The organism is Paenibacillus sp. FSL P4-0176 (assembly GCF_037975265.1).
Classification (GTDB): Bacteria; Bacillota; Bacilli; order Paenibacillales; family Paenibacillaceae; genus Paenibacillus; species Paenibacillus amylolyticus.
Map to the genome: position 1 here is coordinate 7,070,031 of NZ_CP150242.1, position 14,997 is coordinate 7,085,027.

At 44.8% G+C, this 14,997-nt stretch carries 14 protein-coding genes and 1 pseudogene; 5 read left to right on the plus strand and 10 right to left on the minus strand.

Annotated features, from left to right (window positions below; genetic code table 11):
- Positions 1-337 precede the first annotated feature (337 nt).
- The 4 genes and pseudogenes from MKY95_RS32275 to MKY95_RS32290 all read right to left on the minus strand — a co-directional run bounded on the left by MKY95_RS32275 (position 338) and on the right by MKY95_RS32290 (position 6,477).
- A complete protein-coding gene (locus MKY95_RS32275; RefSeq protein ID WP_339196118.1) occupies positions 338-4,381 on the minus strand; it encodes an S-layer homology domain-containing protein in 4,044 nt (1,347 codons plus the stop codon).
- A 228-nt stretch (positions 4,382-4,609) separates the two neighbouring features.
- A pseudogene (locus MKY95_RS32280) lies at positions 4,610-4,702 on the minus strand (dehydrogenase); the annotation flags it as partial.
- Between the two features lie 179 nt (positions 4,703-4,881).
- Positions 4,882-6,039, minus strand: a complete 1,158-nt coding sequence (locus tag MKY95_RS32285) for a glycerate kinase (protein ID WP_339196120.1) — start codon at positions 6,037-6,039, stop codon at positions 4,882-4,884.
- A gap of 3 nt (positions 6,040-6,042) precedes the next feature.
- The gene (locus tag MKY95_RS32290) at positions 6,043-6,477 is read right to left on the minus strand and encodes an Lrp/AsnC family transcriptional regulator (protein WP_127550228.1); all 435 of its coding nucleotides are present in this window, start codon (positions 6,475-6,477) and stop codon (positions 6,043-6,045) included.
- 161 nt (positions 6,478-6,638) lie between these two features.
- Here MKY95_RS32290 and MKY95_RS32295 point away from each other — a divergent pair, with 161 nt between their 5' ends.
- Positions 6,639-7,106 (plus strand): VOC family protein, encoded by a 468-nt coding sequence (locus MKY95_RS32295; RefSeq protein ID WP_339196123.1) that lies wholly within the window; start codon positions 6,639-6,641, stop codon positions 7,104-7,106.
- Between the two features lie 91 nt (positions 7,107-7,197).
- On the opposite strand, the gene MKY95_RS32300 is transcribed toward MKY95_RS32295, so the two are convergent.
- On the minus strand, positions 7,198-7,752 hold the full coding sequence (locus MKY95_RS32300) for a hypothetical protein (RefSeq protein ID WP_036671746.1): 555 nt from the start codon (positions 7,750-7,752) through the stop codon (positions 7,198-7,200).
- A 96-nt stretch (positions 7,753-7,848) separates the two neighbouring features.
- Between MKY95_RS32300 and MKY95_RS32305 the strand changes: the two genes are divergently transcribed.
- The gene (locus tag MKY95_RS32305) at positions 7,849-8,766 is read left to right on the plus strand and encodes a phosphatidate cytidylyltransferase (RefSeq protein WP_076252010.1); all 918 of its coding nucleotides are present in this window, start codon (positions 7,849-7,851) and stop codon (positions 8,764-8,766) included.
- Positions 8,767-8,874: 108 nt separating this feature from the next.
- On the opposite strand, the gene MKY95_RS32310 is transcribed toward MKY95_RS32305, so the two are convergent.
- A complete protein-coding gene (locus MKY95_RS32310; protein ID WP_339196125.1) occupies positions 8,875-9,447 on the minus strand; it encodes a hypothetical protein in 573 nt (190 codons plus the stop codon).
- 177 nt (positions 9,448-9,624) lie between these two features.
- Complete coding sequence (locus MKY95_RS32315) at positions 9,625-10,002, minus strand: LysM peptidoglycan-binding domain-containing protein (RefSeq protein ID WP_315371445.1); 378 nt, start codon at positions 10,000-10,002, stop codon at positions 9,625-9,627.
- A 304-nt stretch (positions 10,003-10,306) separates the two neighbouring features.
- Between MKY95_RS32315 and MKY95_RS32320 the strand changes: the two genes are divergently transcribed.
- The 3 genes from MKY95_RS32320 to MKY95_RS32330 all read left to right on the plus strand — a co-directional run bounded on the left by MKY95_RS32320 (position 10,307) and on the right by MKY95_RS32330 (position 12,811).
- Positions 10,307-11,371, plus strand: coding sequence for a trifunctional transcriptional activator/DNA repair protein Ada/methylated-DNA--[protein]-cysteine S-methyltransferase (locus MKY95_RS32320; RefSeq protein ID WP_339196128.1), 1,065 nt, complete (start codon positions 10,307-10,309; stop codon positions 11,369-11,371).
- Between the two features lie 97 nt (positions 11,372-11,468).
- Positions 11,469-12,242 (plus strand): isocitrate lyase/phosphoenolpyruvate mutase family protein, encoded by a 774-nt coding sequence (locus MKY95_RS32325; protein WP_339196130.1) that lies wholly within the window; start codon positions 11,469-11,471, stop codon positions 12,240-12,242.
- Between the two features lie 50 nt (positions 12,243-12,292).
- Complete coding sequence (locus MKY95_RS32330) at positions 12,293-12,811, plus strand: hypothetical protein (protein WP_076329362.1); 519 nt, start codon at positions 12,293-12,295, stop codon at positions 12,809-12,811.
- Between the two features lie 161 nt (positions 12,812-12,972).
- Here the strand turns inward: MKY95_RS32330 and MKY95_RS32335 are convergent, their stop codons facing one another.
- The 3 genes from MKY95_RS32335 to MKY95_RS32345 are packed head-to-tail and all read right to left on the minus strand — an operon-like array spanning position 12,973 to position 14,920.
- On the minus strand, positions 12,973-13,671 hold the full coding sequence (locus tag MKY95_RS32335) for a hypothetical protein (RefSeq protein ID WP_339196132.1): 699 nt from the start codon (positions 13,669-13,671) through the stop codon (positions 12,973-12,975).
- On the minus strand, positions 13,668-14,543 hold the full coding sequence (locus tag MKY95_RS32340) for an ABC transporter ATP-binding protein (RefSeq protein WP_339196134.1): 876 nt from the start codon (positions 14,541-14,543) through the stop codon (positions 13,668-13,670). Before MKY95_RS32340 ends, MKY95_RS32335 begins: the two co-directional genes overlap by 4 nt.
- Positions 14,540-14,920: a GntR family transcriptional regulator gene (locus tag MKY95_RS32345; RefSeq protein ID WP_036611682.1), complete on the minus strand. Its 381-nt coding sequence runs from the start codon at positions 14,918-14,920 to the stop codon at positions 14,540-14,542. Before MKY95_RS32345 ends, MKY95_RS32340 begins: the two co-directional genes overlap by 4 nt.
- Positions 14,921-14,997 lie beyond the last annotated feature (77 nt).

Genomic DNA, 14,997 nt, shown 5'->3' on the forward strand with positions numbered 1-14,997 from the left:
ATCTCGCTTCTCTAAGATAGGCCTATTGTAGTACACAACTCTGAACGGATTCTGAACAACAGAGCAAATAAAAGGGTTTAAAACCATTTATTTAGATATAATTAGTAAAAATACTCATTTTTCTCGTCATTATTCAACATTTTTATTTTGAGATATATTATCTAAGACCTATAAAAATATATACCGCGAGTTTAATCAAATCTTAGAATATACTCCCCTGAATTTCAGTAGAACAAAGAAGACCACCCTATTTGGGGTGGCCTTCTTTGTTCTACTTTATTAGCTTGCTCATAACTAAACTGCCTGCTGTAAGCCTCTTAATCTTGCAAAGATATTATTACTGCGCTGCAGCTTCGATATCTGCATATGCCCAGTGTGTTGCTGGTACATCACTGAACGTTGGCGTAACTGCGCCAGTTAGGGGTGTGCGGTTGAACAGCACGTTCAGCACTTTCACAGCTTCAGCACGCGTCAGCTTGCTGTCTGGTTTGAATGTACCATCGTTGTAACCAACCATCAGGCCAGCAGATTGCACGTATGCAATCGCATCTACTGCCCACAGGTCTGCGGATACATCTGTGAAGGAAATTGCTGGACCATTCACTGTTGTATTACTCGCTTGTTGCTGCATCCAGCGATAAGCAATCGTCGCCATCTGTGCACGGGTGATCGAACCTTTCGGTGCAAATTGGGTGTTACTCATGCCGTTCATGATGCCAGCGGATTGCGCTTTTTGAATCTCACTTGTTGCCCAGTGTGTTGCAGATACATCCTTGTAGCTCACGCTATTCACGGAACCTGCTGCCGCTTCAGTTGGAAGATTGCGAGCTAGCATGGCTGCCATCTGTGCACGTGTTACGAATGCATCCGGGCGGAAATCCGCACCAAATCCTTGGATGTACGGTTGATGTGTACTTTGTGAAGCTTTCAGTCCATCCACAACAACGAGGGTGAACGTACTGAATTTTGTTACGGTAAATTCGATGCCTTCGCTATTATCCGCGAGTTGCACCAGTTTGCCTTGAATCAATTCTTTTGTGCCGTCACTGTGTTCGATATAGATCGCCAGGTTGTCCAATGCTTGCTGACGAGCAGCCGGATCGGTTGGCAGACTGTCACGCAGTGGCAATGTGAGTGTCACTTCGCGGCTCTGCATATTCGTGTCGATCTCTACCGGACGAGCCAGTACACGAACATTCGTATTCGGAGCAACTTGTTGAATCAATTGCTCTTTCTTCGCACGCTCTTCAACTTCTTTGCGCTCGGATTCCTTTTTCAAAGGTACAACGCGGAAGTACAAGTCTTGATCAAATCCGGCGATGGAATTCGTCGGAACGGAAATCACTACATTTTCAGTGGAAATCTCCAGCTTGAGCGAGCCATCATTCAGTTCTTTTACCGCTGCTTTAGGCAGTTCAATACGTGTCTCGGACACGGAATCTTTGGTATCTGGAATAACAATGCGTGCGGTGTTCATGTTCAATTGTTTCGCTTTTTCTACCGATTCCTTGGCAATGGCTTCGGTCATTTTCACCAGATCTTTGATCGTGCCGTTGGTTTCGGTTGTACGGGTAATTGGCGTTTTGGTCAGGTTGGTACCGTTTGTTCCATTAACGTCAACCACGATCTGCTCTTGTCTCGTTGAAGGTGCAGGTGTAGAGGTTACTGGTGAAGTTGTGGACGAACCTCCACCACCTCCACCACCACCACCTGTGTTTCCATCCGGGTTAGGCGTTGGAGTATTGCCATTATCTGTATTGCTATCACCATTCTGTGTAAAGACAAACTTCACAGCGCGGCCTGGCAGTTCATCGCTGATTGCTTTGTAACGAACCCATACCGTTTTGTTGCCGCTAAGGTCCATTTTTTGAATGAAGGCAACATCAATCCAGTGCAACTTATTGTCGAAGGAAATCTCCATCGTATTGTCCAAGCCTGTTAGGGTGTTATTGATGTCATTGCCCTTCACATTAGGAGCCGTAAAGAATCGGTTAAATACATTTTGTAGATTCCCAACATCCTCGTAACTGTCTTGTTCATTTAGGACCCATTCAGCCAATTCCTTTTGGCCTTCAGGACTGAGTTCTGCCCTTTTGGATAAATCAAGAGCGCCTCTAAGATTAAATTTGTATTTGCTGAAGAATGCTTCACCTTTAATCTGATCTTTCATTGCTTTATCAAGCCATTGATCCATTCGCGGTATAGAGGTAGCTTGCTCAAATGAATCGATAGGCATAGAGAGGAGATTCAGGACAATATCCGGATCAACAATATCCCCTTTAGACACTCCTTCCAACCTTTCGAATGCAACTAGATGCAAGTAATTGAATGCCAGTACACCTTTATCTACTTTGCTACGTTCCAAATGTTGTTGTCCAAGGCTGCGTAACACATATGTCTGTTGGTCATTAAAGTGATTAGGTCCATTTACTAATTGCTGAGCGAGCAGATCCAGTTTATTCCTAAGAACACTGAGTTCCCTCTGCTCCCAAACAGATTGTGCCAATACACCAAGTTCAATCATATATTGGACCTGTTCTTTGTTTTTGTAATCTTTATTTACATATTCAATCAGGAATCCCGCAATGAAATCTCTAACCTGCAGAGACAAGGCACCGTATCCATTGGGTAAAGTAATACCCAGATCCGGATCTTCCATAGCCATTCGCATAGCCGCTATATTACTGTTGCTCTTTGCAGTATTTAAGACACTCAATGGATTGCTTTCGTTATCATCCGGGAAAAATTTATTAAATGCAGTCTGGATTGCATTATAGTTTACAAACCCTCCGCTTGGTCGAAGTTCGATCATATGATCTGCTAATTGTTGCTGATACTCGTTCGTTAAGGTATCTATTTTGGTAAAGTCCAAAGGGAAAGACTCCAACGGACTTTCTGGGTAATCGGAGTTATATTTCTCAACATCTTTCTGAATAGATCGGAGTTGCTCCAAAGACTCCAACACTTCTGCTTCCGTTAAGGCCTGGTTAAGATAAGGTGTTCTTTCAACAGCAGTGTCCGTGAATTTGACTACTCGGGAGATGGACTCTTTCCCTTTCAGCCTAATTGCATATCGATACTTAGTCATCCATTTGTCCATTTCGGAGGATGTGAGGTAAGTATCAATAAGTCGGTAGTATTCCCCTTCTGCATCGGGCTCCTTGAAATAATCTACTCGTTTTGCTTGCTTTTTATAAAACTCATCAAGTGCAGTTATTGCGTTTGGTCCATCAATTTCGCGAATGACTTCAAGTGCCTTCAAGGCTACTTGCACCATGAATTGGACCTGTTTATTATTCTCATATCCAGCATTCGTTGGTGGATCTATATCCAGTAAGTATATTGCGATATCCTCCTGATCTTTGACAGAAAGCATCTTGAAATCAGGCTCAGTGATGAATTGTTCATCGCGCAGTAATGCAATCATATCTTGGATAAAATCATTGCTGTTACCCCGATCTGCTTCTTTCTTCAGTTCGTTATACTTGGTCAGCGGTGTATCCTTATTAAAGAACGCATCAAACGTAGTTTGAACTTCAGATACCGTTTCATAACCGTTCTGCGGCTTATGATCAATCATCCATTGTGCAAGTTCGGATTTAGTGGCTACATCATTCTGGATGGTCGACATTTTCCCCATATCAAAAACAAAAGGCTGGATGTTAGGATTTGGATTAAAAATGACATGCATTTGAATGAAGTCATACTTACCATAAAGATTATCCAATGATGCTTCCATGCTGGAAAGGTCAAGTGCTCCATTCAGTTCTTTATATTCTGATATCTTAGAAACCATAAATTCCAACTGACTATTAAATTGCGTAGGATCGCTAGAATTCATGAATATAATATTATAGAACATAAGATAGCTCACAAACATTGGCAAGTCTGCACCCGTCAAATTCATATAATGATTACCAGCTTGTGTCCAATCAGGTTTACCAACATTCGGGAAATAAGTGGACCATTCTGCCAGCAGGCTATAAACCAGAGTGATGTTGTACTGCAATGCGCTCGACTCAGTCTGCTTAGGAAGTGTGATAAGATGGTGCACCAAATCAAATACGTAATTGGCCTGATTGTTGTTCTCATATGAGAACTCCAGTGGAAGCAGCAAGACCATGCCTCTGGCAATTTCATATTTTTGATTATCGTTTAATGCTTCATAATCTTCAGGTAGTGTGATTAAATCTTGTTGTTCAAGTAAATTTTGAACATTGGTCATCGTCGTACCCTCATCCGACTCAACATACATGTCTCTCTCCATATTAAGTTGATCCAACGGAGTAAACGGGTCAGCACTTGCAACCCCACCCACACTAACCACCTGTAACAACAAAACCGCAATTAAAAGGTAGCTTATCAGCTTTTTGTAATTCATGTACTTGATCCTCCCTATCTCATGTTTTTTACATATAAATTCAATCCATCTGATACGTAAGGCCTATTGTAGTGCACTGCGATAAACAGAATCTAAACAAAAAGAGCAAATAAAAGGAAAAAGATCCCCCCTGTAGTACAAAAACAGGATAGATCTCAACTTTTTTCGCCAAAATTCATCATTTTATTTTAAAAAAAGTATTCTTCGGGACCTATATAGCTCCGACTCTTAAATCAAGGTGTACCCATCCACATACAATGTGCTGCCCGTCGTGAACGTATTGGTCATCAGATACGTAACTGTATGTGCAATTTCTTCATTGTGCCATCAAGGGTAAAAATAACGCGAACGAAGCGACTTGAACGACAACTACACAATGGAACTTCACAGCAAAAAGACGAGAGACAGATCACCTGATATCAGGCATACCCGTATCCCGTCTTTGTCACATCACATTCCAATCCGCAATCCGACCCTATACGATCCAGATGGTCACTGACCTAAGAAAGTAACCCCAACTTCAGTACTCTTGCAATATTCTCGGCGGTACGTTCCACATTCTCCGGGCCTTCTCGCAATAGTCGATCCAGATCTGCTGCCCCAGGCACAATACCAAATATGGCATCGATGCCTTCCGCGTAGAGGGTGTCAATCCCTTCGCCTACACAACCTGCAAGGGCAATCACAGGTTTACCTTCTTCCTTGGCTGCCCGAGCAACACCATAGGGGGTCTTGCCAAATTTCGTTTGGAAGTCGATACCGCCTTCACCCGTAAATACCACATCCGCAGCAATCAACTTTTCACGTAGCTCAGTATATTCAATGACAATCTCAATCCCTTTACGTAACACAGCCTGTGTAAAAATCAAGAGTCCTGCGCCCAATCCACCAGCCGCTCCGGCTCCTTGTACATCTCGGATATCTTTGTGTAGCTGCTGTTTCACCACATCTGCATAATGGGACAGATTCGCATCCAGCTGTTCAACCATCTCTGGAGTAGCCCCTTTTTGTGGTCCAAACACCCTTGATGCGCCATACTCCCCACATAGGGGATTGGTCACATCACAGGCCACAATGAACTCCACTTCTTGCAAACGCTCATCCAGACCAGATACATCAATCTGAGCCAGTTGATCCAGAACCCCGCCCCCACGCGCAAGCGGCTGACCCTCTGCATCCAGAAACTTCACACCAAGTGCTTCAGCCATGCCAGCCCCACCATCGTTGGTCGCACTACCACCAATGCCAATGATGATCTTGCGTATGCCAAGGTCCAGACATGCGCGAATCAACTCACCTGTTCCATAGGTTGTCGTCCGGAGTGGGTCCCGGGTCTTCTTGGTAACCAAGTGGATGCCGCTAGCCGACGCCATTTCGATGGCCGCCGTTGTTCCACCACCCAGAATGCCATACTGTGCAGTGACTGTATGACCCAATGGTCCGCTCACCTCGTGCTGGTGAAGGACGCCGCCGGAAGCGTCCACAAGGGACTGCACCGTACCTTCTCCACCATCTGCCATAGGTACATGAATATAGCGTGCCGTCGGATATATTTTACGCAACCCTTTTTCCATCGCGATACATACTTCTTTCGCTGTCATGCTTTCTTTGAACGAATCCGGCGCCAGAACAAATGTCTTCTCTCTAGTCTCTCTCATATCTTAAAGAAGAACACGGTTTTCCATAATATTTTTCATGCTGATATGGGATTTGGAGGGTCCCAGCTTCACCAGTGAATCCTGAAATTCGGCAAGTTCTTCAATGGACGCCGTCTGTACCTTGATCAGGTAGTTATACTCACCGCTAATCCGATAGACATCCGTGACTTCGATAGCCCGTTCACAGAACTGGACCAACTCGTCGCAATGCTCTGTTTTGAGCAAAATAAACGTCGTGGTTCCACGGTTTAACCGGGCCAGATTATAGATGGTCGAATATCCCGTTATTACACCTCTCTCCTCCAGTTTCAGAATTCTTTCCTTAACCGAAGGTTGGGACATGTTAATTTCTTTGCTGATCTGTGCAACGGGGATACGTGCATGATGTTGCAACAAGCGCATAATCTGCTGATCGATTTCATCTATCATGTGTTCCATTTGCAAGACCTCCGAGTCGTCGACTTATTTAATAAGGTTTCCCTGATAAATTAGCTATAAATAGTTAGATTTAATCTCATTATATCCTTTGATATTGTATGGTTCCAATGCGATATCAACCCTATAATTTAGACTACAATCTGAAGAAGGAGCGATGTAATGTGAGTGTTATTGGACTTGCACATGTAGCCATTCAGGCTCGTATTTACGAAGATACTCTGGCGTTTTATACAAAAGTATTGGGATTCAAGGTCGGTCACTCCTGGAGTTTGCCTTCCTTCCACATTACCGAGGCATGTATGCTGATCTCTCCGGATCAGCGCACCTGTATTGAGGTATTTGATCCAAAAGCCGTCATTCCCGCCGAGGGTGAACCTGCCACCTCTCCTGAAGCGATCCGGCACGGCGCACTGTTACATTTCGCCTTTTACGTGCATGATGTAGAAGATATCTATCAGCGAGCGCTCTCCCATGGAGCCAAGGCTTACGTTGAACCGGATTGGATATCGCTTGGCGAACCTGCACTTCGGGTTAGAAATGCGCTCGTCCACAGCCCGAATGGTGAAGTGATCGAATTCCTTGAAGAGGTTGATTTTGACCGATCCTCATCCTCACCATCATCCATATGAAGTACACAAACAGCCTGTTGCCTCGTCATTCGTGGCAGCAGGCTGTTTCATGGTTCGATTTCCTTGGCAAGCATCAGCACACACACCTACCCTACTCTTGCTCTGTATTCCCCAGCGTATACTCGCTTAGCTTTCCTTCATAGACCAATTGCAATCGTTCACTCTGGCGAAAATCATCCGGTGTCACCAGCGCAGGCAGCTTGTTCCACAGTTTGATTCCCGAACGCTGTAGAATCTCGGCTACAAATTGGGAGCAGAAGTAGGAGTTGCTGAACTCCACCGGTTCCTTGAGTGTAATGCCGATCACGCCGAGCAGATTGTACATATATTTCTGGCGGCTGCGGATGAAGATGTGCAGCACACGTTTCATCTTTTCCACTTCCCGATCCGTCACCTGAAGCTTGTATATGACACATGTGGTATTGGGATACTTGCTGTATGTACCTGTCTGAATATTTTCCTTCACAAACCCGCCATTCAGCGGATTGCTCGGATGCTTGCGGCCGAAGCTGTACAGCTCGGTTAACTCCCGGTCAAATGAGATCGATGCGTGATTATATGGCGCTCGGGTATAGCTCTGAATAACCTTGGTAAACAGCGTTCCTGTATTCGTAAGCAGGATATAGATGGAGCGTTCATCTGTCATAGCAAAATTTCCCCTTATCAAGTTGGCACTATTCCTTCATAATAACATAGGTACCCTACAATGGAATCTTACTTTGAATAAGCAGGTGATCGGTACGTGAGCAGTTCACTCTTTACACTAACGTTAATCTTCACAGCTTTACTTGTGATACATATCGTGTACAAAATTATTGCAAAGCTTCAGCCAAGCAAAGACTATTCAGGCATCGGCCAAAAAATTAAAACCTGGTGGGGTATGTTTGTGATTTTCTGCCTCGCCACCCTTTTTAACCCCATTGTGTCCCTCATCTCCCTCATGGTGCTTGCATTCTTCTCACTTAAAGAATACTTCTCCATGATTCGCAGTACACGCAAAGCCGACCGTAGGCTGTTCCTGTGGGCGTATCTGGCGATTCCGGTTCAGTTTTACTGGATCTACATTGGATGGTATGGCATGTTTATCGTGTTTATTCCCCTATATGTGTTCCTGGTGCTGCCCTTGCCACGCCTGATTAACAAAGGTACGGTCGGTTTCCTGCGCAGTGTCAGCTCCACACAATGGGGACTAATGCTGATGGTGTTTGGACTGAGTCACCTGGCCTATTTCCCATTTGCCTCACCGGAGTACGGCTCCAAGCTGGTGCTGTTCTTGGTCGTGCTAACACAGCTTAATGATGTGGTGCACTATCTGGTCTCTCTCTATCTGGGCAAACGAAAAGTGGTGCCTACCGCCAATCCATTTGTCACCTGGGAAGGGTTTGCGTGTGCGTTTATTGTAACGACAGCTACGTCTTATTTCATCCATCCCTACCTGACGCCATTTGATTGGAAATTCTCGCTGTTCATCGGGGTGTTGATCAGTCTGGCTGGATTCTTCGGTAGTCTGACGGTGTCTGTACTGAAGCGCGATCTGTTAATTGGAGATGACAACAAGTTCGATTCGCTCAAAAAAAGCTACCTGAGCCGGGTCGATAGCCTGACCTATACCTCGCCGGTTATGTTCCACGTGGTCCGTTATTTCTTTGACTTTATGTAGCAACAGATGGATCGGCGAGCTTGTAATTATGTATGTCAAAAAAAGCAGCCCAAGTGGCTGCTTTTCCTGTTCAATAGGCTCTGGGCAGAGCCTTCATGATATGCCTGCTTACTTCAACGTAATTTCTTTTTCGGACATGATTTCGTTCCCCTCATCATTTGTGAAGACAAATGTGGCTTTGCCCCGCTCGCCCTTCATCTCATCCGAATAGATAAAGCCGGAGAATTGTCCATTACCGCTAAAGTAAAAGCCATCTTCTCCATTTCCACCATGTTCAATGGCTTCCTGTAGTGAATTCACAATCGTCACCGTGTTAGACGTCCACCGCATCTCCGTTAGTGTATAGCCCTTCGGAACCTGTTTAATTCCAAAATCAAAACTGTTACCCTCGCTCGGTTTCTCCGACTGGTCAATGACGATATCAATCTTCTCAGACGGTTCAGTTGATTCCGATTGAGCTGTTGGCTTGCCCTCATCACCACTGGCACTGCCTTGGTTATTGTTATTCTTCGCATCCGCATTCGGTACAGAGTTTTCTCCAGCTTCCTCTACGGGTTGCTTCGATTCCGGATAGGCATGTTCCTGAACCGATTCACCACTAGTGCCACAGGCACTGACGAATAGCGAAATACAGAGCACAGACATGCAAAGTACAGATTTCTTTATATTTATTTTCATCATCTGATTCTCCCTTCATCCATCTTCAGCACGTATATCCAACACACCACTTACTAATCACTACACCATATCGTCCCACATGAAGCTCCATTATATGTAAATGATTAATAAATTCAGTATGTAACTGCACCTCGATGAGTAAAAAAAGAACTCTGTTCATGACGTCATGCACCGTTTATTTTATCGATCAAACCCAGGTAAGACCAACACTTGTCCAATCTGAATGGCGTTAAGCTCTATTTTGTTCACTTTCTTGATAGCTTCTACATACACACGAGTGTCCATCTGCTGAGGTTTATGTGCCAATGAAATGCCCCACAGTGTATCTCCCTGAGATACAACGATCTGGTCCCCCGACAACAATTGCTCATCCCCGGCAAATGCAGTGAATACAGCACTACACCCTATGATTATAATTAGAGTTATAGTGACGATCTTCATTAGCCAGGTTGGCGTCTTCACACGCTTCATGAATTGATCTTTGACATACATGGTGCGGGACTCGGACGTTTTGGTATAAACGGATTCATAAATACTTTTGTACGTAGAATATCTCATTCTAGTCGACCTCCAGACTTTCATTCCGCTAATCTTTAATTTCATGTTTACCTATGTATTTTTCCTATAACAATGAATTATCAATAACTCACTTTTTCACTATATAGGTATCTTTTCCTAAGTCATCCTACCCTGATAGGTCTATACTACCAGTTCACTCTAAACAAATTCTGAACAACCAAATTTCAATGTTATATCAGATTTAATCTATCCAATATTCATGCCTGATTTTCGGCGATGCTTGCTGCAACGTTTTTCTATAATAGGTATAGATAAAGATTCTAATGAGTAAGGACGTGCCCCCATGATTTCTGCTGATCTGAAGGAACAATATTACGAGGCGCTTGTGGCCAAGGATTCGGAATACGAGGGTTTATTCTATGTTGGAGTCCGAACCACAGGTGTGTTCTGTCGTCCCACATGCCCTGCGCGAAAGCCAAAATTCGAAAACTGCGAATTCTATGAGACGGCTCAACAGGCACTTCTGGCCTCTTATCGCCCTTGCCAGCGCTGTCGTCCGCTCTCTCACCCTAACCAAGTATCCGATGTCGTTCGCATATTAGTGGAAGCTGTGGAGAAAAATCCGGAGAAACGCTGGAAAGAACAGGATTTCAAGGCCCTCTCCATCGACGAATCCACGGCTCGCCGACAATTCAAGAAGCGGTTCGGCATGACCTTTGTAGAATATGCTCGCGCTCGCCGCATGGGACTTGCCCTGAAAAATATTCGCTCCGGCCGCACCGTTATTGATAGCCAATTATCTACCGGATATGAATCAAGCAGCGGCTTCCGCGATGCCTTTTCACGGATCATGGGTGCTGCCCCTACACAAGTCGATGAAGGATATATCCTAAAAGCGTCCTGGATTGACACCCGCCTCGGCCCGATGATGGCCATTGCAGATGAGGAGTCGCTATATTTACTTGAATTTGTGGACCGCAGAGGTCTGGAACGTGAAGTTGAGCGTCTGCGCAAACGAACCAAATCAGCGATTGTACCCGGCACTACAGCTCCCATCCAGTCCATTGAGCGTGAACTAAACGAGTACTTTCAAGGTATTCGGACAGCATTCGACACACCGTTGTTCTGTTTAGGAACACCATTCCAAAAGCGTGTGTGGGATGAGTTGCTGGCCATTCCGGCTGGTGAAACGAGGTCATATCAAGAGATTGCAAATGCACTGGGAAAACCGACTGCTTGCCGAGCTGTGGCACAGGCGAATGGAGCCAATCAGCTTGCGATTGTGATTCCATGTCACCGTGTAATCAATGCCAGTGGTGAGCTGGGCGGATACGGCGGAGGATTAACTCGCAAAAACTGGCTTTTGACTCACGAGAAACAGGGGCAGGAACAGGATCGCCGCGAATAACAGAATGAAGTAATGAAGTAATGAAGTAATGAAGTAATGAAGTACGTATCAAATGTCCAAAGGAATGCATGATATAACAAAGGAGAGTCGACATAATATGAGTACCTTAGAAGAAAAAGCAGCGTTGTTCCAACAATACCATGTGAAAGGAAAACCACTTGTTCTGGTCAATGTATGGGATGCCGGAAGCGCACAAGCCATCCAATCCGCTGGAGCAACGGCCATTGCTACCGGAAGCTGGTCCGTTGCTGCGGCCCACGGTGAACACGACGGTGAAGCCATGTCATTCCATCTGGTGCTTGCCAATCTCGCACGGATTACAGCGAGCGTGGATCTGCCTGTAACGATCGATATAGAGGGAGGGTATGGGAGGTCTGTGTCAGAAGTGAAGCAAAATATCCTGCAAGTCATCGATCATGGTGCTGTAGGAATCAACATTGAAGATCAACTTCCCGCTGGCTTGGGATTGTACACTGTGGAGGAGCAATGCCCGAGATTGTCCGCCGCCCGGGAAGCTGCGCAGCAGGCAGGCATCCCGTTGTTCATTAACGCCCGCACAGATATTTTTCTGCAACATGCACCTGAACACCATAACCACTCTCTCCTGGAGGAAGCACTTATACGTTCGAGCCATTATGCAGATGCAGGAGCCAGTGGTCTGTTTGTACCCGGTTTGCAGGATCACCAACTGATTCAGGAATTGTGTGAGCGTTCACCGCTGCCAATTAACGTTATGGTTACGTCTCCTGAGCCTTCACCAAAACAGCTTGCCACACTGGGTGTAGCACGTGTAAGTTACGGGCCATATCCCTATCTGCAAGTTATGGAACACCTAAAAGAACTGGGGAGAAACATTTTATCGGGAAATTAACAGGAGGGCATGTTATAATCACCTCTATTGAACATTTACAGGAGGCAATTATGCTTAACGTGGAACAAAAGCTAGAAGTGCTACAATCGTATCCCCAACTGCAACGCAAAGATGTTTCTCTCGGTCGAGTTAATTTCCACTACGAGGATAGTGCGTATGATAAAAAAATTGTTGCTCTCCATATTCATCCTAACGGAAACGGTTATATCTATGCAGGGCTACTGCCTAACTATGAGACCGATGCCAAAGGATTCGTCAATATTCGTGATTACTCCGAAGCAGATCTGCGCACATTGTTAGATGAAACGATCCAAGCGATGTCTCACAATCCCAACGCAGTTGAATTCGAAGAGCCAGAACAAGTAAAAGCTACTGCTCCTGTATTGTCTACAACCTCTACGGGTGGCGGAACGTGGATCGATGAAGATGGACATACGCTGACTTTAAAATACGAAGATGACATGTGGTATGTATATTCCGGTGATAATCTGGATATGGCTTTTGAGTCACGTAGCGAAGCCGGCGAGTACCTCAAAGACGAAGGATTCAAACCGCAGGCTCAAGCTTAAGGGATGCACCTTCATTTGGAATTACGTATAAAGATTGTTGAATAGGTAAATCCAATGATTTAGGATGATACAAAAAACACGAGGCGTGTTCGCACTCGTGTTTTCTAATTTCGGAGATTTCGCTTAGATTCCTTGCCCAGTTCCTTTATAACTGTTTCCTGTCAGTCTTTTTTGGTTTTCATGGTAAGCGGCGCATTCTTCATCATCGGGTACGTAGATAGAAGTAGCGCACCACCAATACATCCCAGAACGGTGAACAGTGTCATCATATTCACACTCGCAAACCACTTCATCCACTCCCCAAGATCTGCGAAGACAACGATCAGAGTGATCATTAGCCCTACCCCAAAGAACATAATGAAGAAGTTACGCATCCCCAAGCGCATCCAACAAACCGTCGGGAAGACAGAGATTCCCAGTACGAGAAAGCCGCACATCAGATCGATCCACAGGTAGGATAAGAAATGATAATCGCTTGAATACAACATGCCTGGTTGATAAAGGGTTACGTTAACAATTCCTTTTTCCTGAAGCAGGTGTATGAGGAAATACGCCACATGCAGAATGACCATGGTGCCTGCAACCATCCATACCGAGTTCATATAGAAGGATTTCATGAATTGAATTCGTGTACTGCCCATTCCAATCGCAACCGGAAACAGTGTAATCATTCCCCCGATTGCAAACGTACATATCCCTCCGTACATGGGACCAAACAGTTGCGTAGCATACGAGACATCAAATATGAAGCCAATGGCCAGATATACAACGGCGAGCATTAGAGCGATGGATGAAAAAATGCCCAGATACAAACGCATATCATCGCGAATCAGTCGGTTCGTACCTTTTACTGCGTTCATGGTTTAACCCCCTCTTGATTACGGGTCCTGTTAACCAAATAATCTTGTAATGTCGCTTTCTCAATGGATAGCCCCTGTGAATGAGCGATATCCTTCCACATTTTCGAGTAGGGCTCATCAATCATGACTTTCACAGTCGATCCCATCTGGGAAGACTCTATAACTTTAACACCTGCTGTGACTCGGTTGATATCATCTATTCCCCCTGTTAGAAGAACTCCTTTTTCGCGCATCTCTTCCATCGATTGATTTAACAACACCTCTCCGGCTTGCAAAACAATAAGGGACTCACATAAAGGCTGAATCTCCTCAATATGATGACTGGATATTAGAATCAGACGCGGGTTATCTTCATAACTTTCCAGTAGCGCATTATAGAAGAATTTACGCTTCTCAGCATCGAGTCCATTGGTAGGTTCATCCAGAATGGTTATCTTTGCATTACTGGCAAGACCCAATATAATCTGGGCAGCAGTCTTCATGCCTTTCGAAAATTTAATGATCTTTTTCTTCGCCGGTAGTTCGAACACATCGATTAAACGTTCCGCCAACTCCTGATTCCACTGCGGATGAAAATATTGTCCCATTTGAACCATATCACTAACTGTCCAGTTTTTCCCCAGGGGATGATTCTCCTGGATGTAACACAGATGCTCTTGGGCAGCCAGATTATTATAGGGGTCTTGACCCATGATCTGAACGGTTCCACTGTCCGGGCGGTTATGCCCTGCAAGTAAACTCATCATGGTTGTTTTACCCGCTCCATTTCTTCCCCAGATTGCACTAATGATTGGCTCACTCTCATGTAGCGTAACCTGGTTCAGAACGGGTGTCTTCTGGTAGCTGTAGTTGACCTGCTCCATATGAATCATAACTCACTCTCCTTATCCTTCTTGCCGCGAATCAGATCAATGATCATGTCTTCATTCATGTGAATCCGTCTAGCTTCTTCAAGTAAAGGCTTGATGTATTCTTCATAAAAATCTTGCTTCCGTTCAACGAGCAATGCTTCTCTTGCTCCCTTTGCAACAAACATTCCAACACCTCGCTGTTTGTATATAATCCCCTTGTCCACGAGTTCCTGCAGTCCTTTGCGGGCTGTAGCCGGATTGATATTGTAGAAGCGTGACAGTTCATTGGTTGAGGGAACCTGTTCTTCCACCTTCAATCTGCCCTCCACAATATCGTCCATAATCATCGTAGCAATCTGATGAAAAATAGGCTGAGATTCATCCAAAGTCGATTTCATGTGCTTCCAACTTTCATACGTATTCATTAGTCAGTTAGTCGGTTAGTTACTCATGTAACTAACTATAGTATACAAAG